Source organism: Streptococcus hyointestinalis (genome assembly GCF_041225505.1).
Classification (GTDB): Bacteria; Bacillota; Bacilli; order Lactobacillales; family Streptococcaceae; genus Streptococcus; species Streptococcus hyointestinalis_B.
Genome location: NZ_JBCLSK010000066.1, coordinates 1 through 4,143 on the forward strand (window position 1 = coordinate 1; position 4,143 = coordinate 4,143).

Sequence of the window (4,143 nt, forward strand, 5' to 3'; positions counted from 1 at the left end):
CCAGTCTCCTGTAAAGTACAGAAAACTGGCCTCATGAATGTGTTTTTCTTGTGTCCCATTATAAGGGTGCAGTGCCTTTCCTTGCTGTTTTTATTTTCCAGTCGCACGTTTGCGGTAGATAAGAAGCGCTTGTCCGACAAAGACGACCATGGCAAGTAGCAAGCTCAACATAGCATAGACCAGCTGCGCAGGATAGTTTGGGCTGATGGTAGCAAAGAGCTCTAGGACATAAGAAGCACTCGCCCCGCCCAGTAGGCAAAAGACCAAAATCAGGGTCGTTGCGCTAGCAATCTTTGACTCCTCCACCACTTCTGACGCTAGGCTAAAAGTAGTCGTGACGATTATACTGTATAAAAAGCCTGAAATCATAACCCCTAGCGACATGACCAGTAGATTTTGCGCTAGAGAGATGAGTGTTAAACCGCAAGATAGGAAAAGCAATGAGAGCACGATGAGGTAAACGCCAAATCGCTTTAGGAGCCCTCCGAAAAAGAGACCTGCGACAATCCCCATCAACATCATGATACTGAGGATAAAGCTCGCCTGACTGGCGCTTCCCAAGCCTAGACTGGTGACAAGAATAGGGATACGTAGGGTGTTTGCGCTATTGATATTGATAGCAAAGCCTGCTAATAAAGCCAGAGCAATGATGATAGACAGCTCTCTTTTAGTAAAGCGCACCTTAGACTTTTGCGTGACTTTGGGAGCTTCTTTTGCTTGACTCACAGGTGAGCACAAAAGGTAAAAGATGAGGATAGGCAGGGCAAAAAGGTAGATGGCAAAGGCAGTTGACCAGCCAAAGCCAAGGACTAGTCCTACGATAGCTGTCAGCACTGCATTTCCCAAAATCTCAACAGAACCTCTGATACCTAGCATCTGCATGCGCTCAGCACCACGGTAATTTTCACTAATGATACTAATAGCTCGTGCGTTGATAAAGCCAAGCCCCAAGCCAAGAATAACCCGTGACAGATAGACTAGGGTGTAATCTTGCACAAGCACTGGCAAGCTCCCACCAAAAGCCACCAAGAGAAGCCCTGTGATAATCATCGCCCTCTCCGACATAAAGCGACTCAGCCAAGGCGTCACAAGAATCATGGCAAGAACCGCAAAGGACGAGAGGGAAAATAAGAACTCAACACGACTAGCTGCGATACCCTGCGTCTTAAAAAAAGCAATCATCTGTGGCAGAGCTGACGATGGTGAAAATGTCGACACCAACATCAAAGACAGAGACAAAATGCCGAGCTTTTCTAAATGTTTCTTCATAGAGACCTTCCTACTTGTTTTTTAGCATAATTAGAGTATAATCAATATCAGATGATAAAAATAGGACATTGGTCCCATTTAACAAAGTAAGGAGCAAATGACACCTCAGATGACAAACTACAGAGCTGACTTGGCGGCGATTTTTCCAAAGAGGTACCAAAAGCACCTCAGACTCTATGAGCTTGAGGCTGGTGAGGTCATTTGCCATCAAGGCGACAAACTTGGTGCCCTCTGCTACATCCTTGAGGGGCAAATCAAGGTCGTACGCAGGCTCTACAATGGACGTGAGCACATCCTTGATACCAAGACTGGACCAGCTCTTATTGGGGAGATTGAACTGCTCACCCAGCAAAAAAACGTCTCCTCGGTCGTCACACTGACAAAAGTCACCATCGCAAAATTGCCCCTAGATCACCTCGAGGAAGACCTCCTAAACGACGCTAGCTTTCTACTTAATATCGGAAAAGAGCTGGCACAAGCCCTCTATCAGCAAAATATCCATAGCACCACCAACATCACCTACACCCTAAAAGAGCGCCTAGCCACTCACATCCTAAAGCATTCTGCAGACGACCGCTTTCGCCCAGAGCGCACACGCCTTGCAGAGTCTTTTGGTGTTAGCTACCGCCATGTCAGCCGTGTCCTACAGCAACTGACAAAGGACGGTATCCTCGAAAAAGACAAGCCCTACTACTCTATCAAGGACAAGAAAGCCCTCAAAAAGCTACAGATAACAGACTAGATGACTTTCTTGTGACCTTATGATATGATAGAGGAAAAGAAAAAAGTGGACACAAAAACAAAGAAAACATAAAAGGAGACTACATGCCTACAATAGACAAACTCACTAAACCTAGCCATTTAATCAACATGTCTGACATCATCCGTGAGGGCAATCCTACTCTTCGTGCCGTCGCAGAGAATGTGACCTTTCCTCTTTCTGACCAAGACATCATCCTTGGTGAGAAGATGATGCAGTTCTTGAAAAATTCACAAGACCCTGTCATTGCTGAAAAGATGGGACTTCGTGGGGGTGTGGGACTCGCTGCACCACAGCTTGACATCTCAAAACGTATCATTGCTGTCCTTGTCCCAAATCCAGAGGACGCTGATGGCAATCCGCCAAAAGAAGCCTACAGCCTAGCTGAGGTCATGTACAATCCAAAAGTCGTCGCTCACTCTGTCCAAGACACAGCGCTGGCTGAGGGTGAAGGTTGCCTTTCTGTTGACCGTGAAGTGCCAGGCTATGTCGTACGCCACTCTCGTGTCACTGTCGAGTATGTAGACAAGAACGGCGAGAAAAAACGCATCAAACTGCGTGGCTACAACTCTATCGTTGTCCAACACGAAATCGACCACACTAACGGTATCATGTTCTACGACCACATCAACAAGGACAATCCATTTGCCATCAAAGAAGGACTGCTTATCATTGAGTAATCACAAAAAGGTTTAGAGCACAGCTCTAAACTTTTTCATTGTCCTTTGGCACATACTGTTCTGTCGCTTTGAGTAAGAAAGGAGCGACCAGCGTTGTGATGATGATAACCGTCACCAAGGCTGAGTAAGTGTCGGTCTTTATCAGCTGACTTTGATAGCCGACTTGGGCGATGATAAGCGCCATCTCGCCACGAGAAATCATCCCCGCTCCAACAAAGGCGGACTCAGCCATTGAAAACTTCGCTAATTTAGCCCCACAGCCAGCTCCAAGGAGCTTACTAAGCACAGCAACGACACTCATGATGACAATCAACCAAAGCTGACTTGAAATCCCGTCAAAGCGCATATTTAAGCCGATACTGACAAAAAAGACGGGGATGAAAACCGCATAGCCGATAGGCTCGATGGATTGATTGACCTCATGACATACAGAGGTTTGACCGATAGCGATTCCTGCAAAGAAAGCCCCCACTACCGCACTTAAGCCTGCAAGGTCTGCGATGTAAGCCATTCCCAAGCACAAAATCATGGCAAGAAGAGTCGGACCAACTGGTAGCAAGAGACGCTTGCCCAGTCTAGCTAGGAACGGTGCAATGTAGCGAACCACAAAGAAAATGCTGATAAAGTACAAGAGCTGCTCAAGAAGCGTCAATCCAAGAGAAGCTGAGCCTTCGTTACTGCCTCCAATCATGCTCACCATGACACTCAAGAGAATAACTGCCACCACATCATCAATGACTGCAGCCCCTAAAATGGTCGCACCACCCTTACCAGAAAGCACGCCAAGCTCCTTCATGACCGCTACCGAGATAGAAACCGAGGTCGCAGCAAACAAAACCCCAATAAAGATACTCTCCATCATGGATAAACCAAAAGCAAGCGCAACAGCTGTGCTAGAAGCAGCAGGCACCAAGATACCTAGAGCAGCCACTAAAACACTTGGCTTTAGATAGTGCTTCAAGAGGTCCAAATTACTCTCAAGCCCCGCTAAAAACATAAGGATAATGACCCCTAACTCTGACATATCATGAATGAAATCTGTCATGGTCACCCAACCCAAAATAGCAGGTCCGATAATCACACCAACCAGCAACTGCCCCAAAACCGCAGGTAAACCAATGCGTGCACAGTAGTGCCCTACCAAGGTCGTCGCCAGCAAAATCAATACAAGATTGGCAATAAATACCAAGAGAAATCCTCCTTGTTCACACAAAAAGTACCCCAAAGCTATGCTAATCAATAGCACAGCATCAAAGCACTCACCATCATTTACTCATAATATTATAACAAAATCATTATTTATAGTCTATTTAAAATTATATGACAATATTTCCAACAAAAGAAAAGCACTTGCTTAAAAATGATCTGACCCCAAAAAGTTGGACACAATATTTTAATTGAAGGATTGCGTTCTGTATTGCACAGGACTCAGTC

At 45.8% G+C, this 4,143-nt stretch carries 4 protein-coding genes; 2 read left to right on the forward strand and 2 right to left on the reverse strand.

What is annotated here, in order from left to right:
* Window positions 1-90: 90 nt before the first annotated feature.
* Window positions 91-1,269, reverse strand: a complete 1,179-nt coding sequence (locus AALA56_RS09725; RefSeq protein ID WP_369909846.1) for an MFS transporter — start codon at window positions 1,267-1,269, stop codon at window positions 91-93.
* 109 nt (window positions 1,270-1,378) lie between these two features.
* Between AALA56_RS09725 and AALA56_RS09730 the strand changes: the two genes are divergently transcribed.
* Entirely contained in the window at window positions 1,379-2,011 is a 633-nt protein-coding gene (locus AALA56_RS09730) for a Crp/Fnr family transcriptional regulator (protein WP_369909847.1), read from the forward strand.
* Window positions 2,012-2,094: 83 nt separating this feature from the next.
* Entirely contained in the window at window positions 2,095-2,709 is a 615-nt protein-coding gene (def, locus tag AALA56_RS09735; protein WP_369909848.1) for a peptide deformylase, read from the forward strand.
* A gap of 25 nt (window positions 2,710-2,734) precedes the next feature.
* Here the strand turns inward: def and AALA56_RS09740 are convergent, their stop codons facing one another.
* Window positions 2,735-3,898, reverse strand: a complete 1,164-nt coding sequence (locus AALA56_RS09740; protein WP_369909849.1) for a cation:proton antiporter — start codon at window positions 3,896-3,898, stop codon at window positions 2,735-2,737.
* Window positions 3,899-4,143 lie beyond the last annotated feature (245 nt).

What these genes read in the sequence shown, in the direction of transcription:
- def (WP_369909848.1), top strand. Translation starts at nt 2,095, where the DNA reads ATGCCTACAATAGACAAACTCACTAAACCTAGCCATTTAATCAACATG.
- AALA56_RS09730 (WP_369909847.1), top strand. Translation starts at nt 1,379, where the DNA reads ATGACAAACTACAGAGCTGACTTGGCGGCGATTTTTCCAAAGAGGTAC.
- AALA56_RS09725 (WP_369909846.1), bottom strand. Translation starts at nt 1,269, where the DNA reads ATGAAGAAACATTTAGAAAAGCTCGGCATTTTGTCTCTGTCTTTGATG.